The 4,191-nt window shown below is 64.5% G+C and carries 1 protein-coding gene; it reads left to right on the top strand.

Translation table 11 applies throughout. The features are described 5' to 3' along the window. The coding region (locus A5650_RS04955; protein ID WP_156744012.1) for a non-ribosomal peptide synthetase at positions 1 to 4,191 on the top strand (4,191 nt) is incomplete at both ends.

Genomic DNA, 4,191 nt, shown 5'->3' on the forward strand with positions numbered 1-4,191 from the left:
CCACCGAAGAAATCCTGGCCGGTATCTACGCCCAGGTACTCGGACTCGACCGCGTCGGAGCCGACGACTCCTTCTTCGAACTCGGCGGCGACAGCATCCTGTCGATGCAAGTGGTGGCACGGGCCCGAGCAGCTGGTCTGTTGTGCCGACCGCGTGACGTCTTCGTCGAGCAGACGGTGGCACGGCTGGCGCGGGTGGCCCAGGTTGTCGACGGTGAAACCGGGGTTGTCGACGAGGGTCTCGGACCGGTCGTGGCCACCCCGATCATGCGCTGGCTGCAAGGCGTGGACGGTCCGGTGGATCAATTCAATCAGACCATGATGGTGCAGGCCCCGGCCGGGGTGGCCGAGGCCGACGTCGTGGTGGTGTTGCAGGCGTTGCTGGACCGGCATGCCATGTTGCGGCTGCACGTCGATGACGACGGTGCTGGGGGATGGGCGCTGACTGTGCCCGAGGTGGGCTCGGTCCGGGCGACCGAATGCCTACAGACCGTCGATGTGCTGGACGAGCATGCGTTAGTGGCTGCGCGGTCGCGCTTGAATCCTGCCAGCGGATTGATGCTCAGCGCACTCTGGACCGCTAGCACCAGGCAGTTGGTGTTGATCGTCCACCACCTGGCCATCGACGGGGTGTCGTGGCGAATTCTGTTGGAAGACCTCAACATTGCCTGGGCGCAACACCACAGTGGGCAGCCGATCGCCCTGGCGGCGGTGGGGACATCGTTTGTTCGCTGGTCGGCGCTGCTCGCCGAGTACGCCCACGCACCTGAGGTCATGGCCCAAGTGGACGCGTGGCGCGAGGTGGTGGCGACGCAAGTCGCGTTGCCTGCTGTGCAACCCACGGACACGTTCGCCACAGCTGGAAAGTTGTCGACGCAGTTGGACGTCGAGACCACGCGAATGCTGCTGGGGCCGGTGCCAACGGCGTTCCATGCCGGAGTGCACGAGATCCTGGTCATCGGTTTTGCCCTGGCGGTCGCAGAGTTCCTGAATGCCGGTGCCGCGCCGGTCGGTATCGATGTAGAAAGCCACGGCCGCGATGAGGAACTGGCCGCCGGGTTAGACCTGACGCGCACGGTGGGGTGGTTCACCACCAAATACCCGGTGGCATTGGCGGTGGGTGGCCTCGAATGGGCACATGTGAACGCCGGGGATTCCGCGCTGGAGGCGATCATCAAGGACGCCAAGGAACAGTTGCGCGGCATGCCGGACGGTCTGACTTACGGGTTACTGCGGTACCTGAATGCCGAGGCCGACCTGGCCGGGGCCGATCCGGTGATCGGGTTCAACTACTTGGGTCGGTTAGGTGCGGCAGCCGAACTCTCCAATGAACTATGGCAGATCAGCAGTGACGGCCTGTCGAGTATCGGCGCGGTCGAAGAAATACCGATGCCATTGATGCACACCGTCGAACTCAATGCCGCCACTGCGGATACCGACACCGGGCCGCAGCTGCATGCGACGTGGACCTGGGCCCGGTCGGCGCTTGATCATGCGCAGGTGCAGCGGTTGAGCCGGTTGTGGTTCGAAGCGCTGAGCGGGATGTGCGCGTTGGTGGGCGCAGGCGGAGGCGGATGGAGCCCATCGGATCTCGCTCCGGCTCGGTTGAGCCAGGAGCAGATCGATGAGCTGTGCCGGCAGTACACAGTGGCTGATGTACTGCCGTTGACCCCGTTGCAACAAGGGCTGCTGTTCCATGCCACCACTGCGCAGAGCGACGATGATGTGTATGCGGTGCAGCTGGAGATCACGATCACTGGCCCACTGGATCCGAACCGGCTGCGCGATGCAGTACACGCGGTGATAACTCGCCATCCGCATCTGGCTGCCCGATTCTGCACGGAGTTCGACCACCCCGTGCAGATCATCCCCGCCGATCCAGTGGCGGCGTGGCGAGTTGTCGAGTTGGACGCGGACGATGTGGATATTGAAGAACAGGTACAGCGGGTATGCGCCGTCGAGCGCGCCGCGGTACGCGATCTGACCGATCCGCCGGCGTTTCGCACAGCGTTGATCCGCACTGGGCTAGAGCAGCACCGAGTCGTGATCACCAATCACCACATCGTGATGGACGGCTGGTCGACGCCCATTTTGCTCCAGGAAATAATCGCAGGCTATTACGGTCAACCGTTGCCCGCTGCCCCGTCGTACCGCAGCTTCATCAAGTGGCTCGACGAGCGAGACCTGGAAGCTGCACGCGCGGCCTGGCGTGACGTGCTGGCTGGGTTTGAAACGCCGACTCTGGTGGGCTCGCCGGGACGATTGGAACTGGGACATCGAGGCGTTGCCACATTCAAACTGAGTGAACAGCGCACGCATGCGCTTGGCGAGCTGGCACGCGCTCAGCACGCCACCGTCAACCTCGTGCTACAGGCCGTCTTTGCGCAGTTGCTGTGCGGGCTGACGGGTCAGCACGATGTGGTCTTCGGCACCGCGGTTTCCGGGCGAACGACAGAAGTGGTCGGCGCAGAGTCGATGATCGCGTTGCTGCTCAATACCGTTCCGGTGCGCGCGACCATGACGGCGAAAACCACCACCATCGAGCTGATCAAACAGCTACAGGCCCTTCACAACCAAACCCTCGAACACCAGCACCTGGCACTCAACGAGATCCACCGTGCCACCGGCCACGACCACCTATTCGACACCCTGTTCGTGTACGAGAACTACCCGGTGGACACCGCCGCCTTGTCCGGCGAGCACGAGTTGGCGATAACCGGCTTCACCTCGCGTGAGCACAACCACTACCCACTTGCCGTGATGGCGGCACCCGGCGCCGAGCTCGCGATCCGCGTCGAATACGACACCGAGGTCTTCGATGCGGCCAGTAGCGCGGCGTTGGTCGAGCGGTTGCAGACGGTGCTGTTGGCAATGACGGCCGATCCGGAGCAGCCGTTGTCGTCCATCGACCTGCTCGATGCGGTCGAACACGCCCGCCTGGAGGACTGGAGTAATGGGGCGGTTTTGGCTGCGCCGGCACCGGTTTCGGTATCGATTCCGGAGTTGTTCGCTGCGCAGGTGGGCCGCGTTCCGGGGGCGGTGGCGCTGAGCTTCGGGGGTCGTTCGTGGACGTATCGGGAGTTGGATGAGGCGTCGAACCGGTTCGCGCACTTGTTGATTGCGCATGGGGTGGGTCCGGGCCAGCGGGTGGCGTTGTTGGCGTCTCGTTCGGCTGAGGCGATCATCGCGATCGTGGGTGTGCTCAAGTGCGGGGCGGCGTATGTGCCGATTGATCCGGCGCATCCGGATGCGCGGATCGGGTTTGTGCTCGCTGATGCCGCGCCGGCGGTCGCGTTGACCACCGCGGGGTTGCGGGCGCGGCTGGCGGATCACGACGTCTTGGTCATCGATATCGAGGACTCCGCTGTCGATGCCCAGCCCGCCGACGCGCTACCGGGGGTGGGGCCGTCGGCGGATGACATCGCGTACCTGATCTACACCTCGGGCACCACCGGTGTCCCCAAGGGGGTGGCGATTTCGCACCGCAATGTGGCTGGGTTGTTGGGGGCTTTGGGCACTGGGATGGAACTGGCCGGGCGGGTGTGGTCGCTGTGGCATTCGTTGGCGTTCGACGTTTCGGTGTGTGAGATGTGGGGGGCCCTGCTGCACGGCGGTCGGTTGGTGGTGGTGCCGGAGGACGTGGCCCGCTCGCCGGAGGATTTCCTTGCGCTGCTCGTCGCGGAGCGGGTTGGTGTGTTGAGTCAGACCCCGTCAGCGTTTTATGCGTTGCAGGCCGCTGATGGGTTGGCACCGGAGTTGGCGGGTCAACTCGCCTTGGAGGCCGTGCTGTTCGCCGGGGAGGCGTTGGAGCCGTCGCGTCTTAGCGGGTGGCTCGATCGGCATCCGGGGTTGCCGCGGCTGTTGAATCTGTATGGCACTACCGAGACGACGGTGCATGCCTCGTTCCGGGAGATCGTCGCCGCCGATGCCCAGGGCACGGTCAGCCCCGTTGGAGTGCCGCTGGCGCACCTGGGTTTCTTCGTGCTCGATGGTTGGTTGCGTGAGGTGCCGGTCGGGGTGGTCGGTGAGTTGTATGTGGCTGGTTCGGGTGTGGGTTATGGGTATGTGGGCCGGGCGTCGTTGTCGGCGTCGCGGTTTGTGGCGTGCCCGTATGGGGCCGCGGGTCAGCGGATGTATCGCACTGGGGATTTGGTGTGGTGGGGTGCTGATGGGCAGTTGCGGTATGTGGGTC

It is taken from the genome of Mycobacterium sp. 1164985.4 (genome assembly GCF_001668575.1).
In the GTDB taxonomy this organism is placed as follows: Bacteria; Actinomycetota; Actinomycetes; order Mycobacteriales; family Mycobacteriaceae; genus Mycobacterium.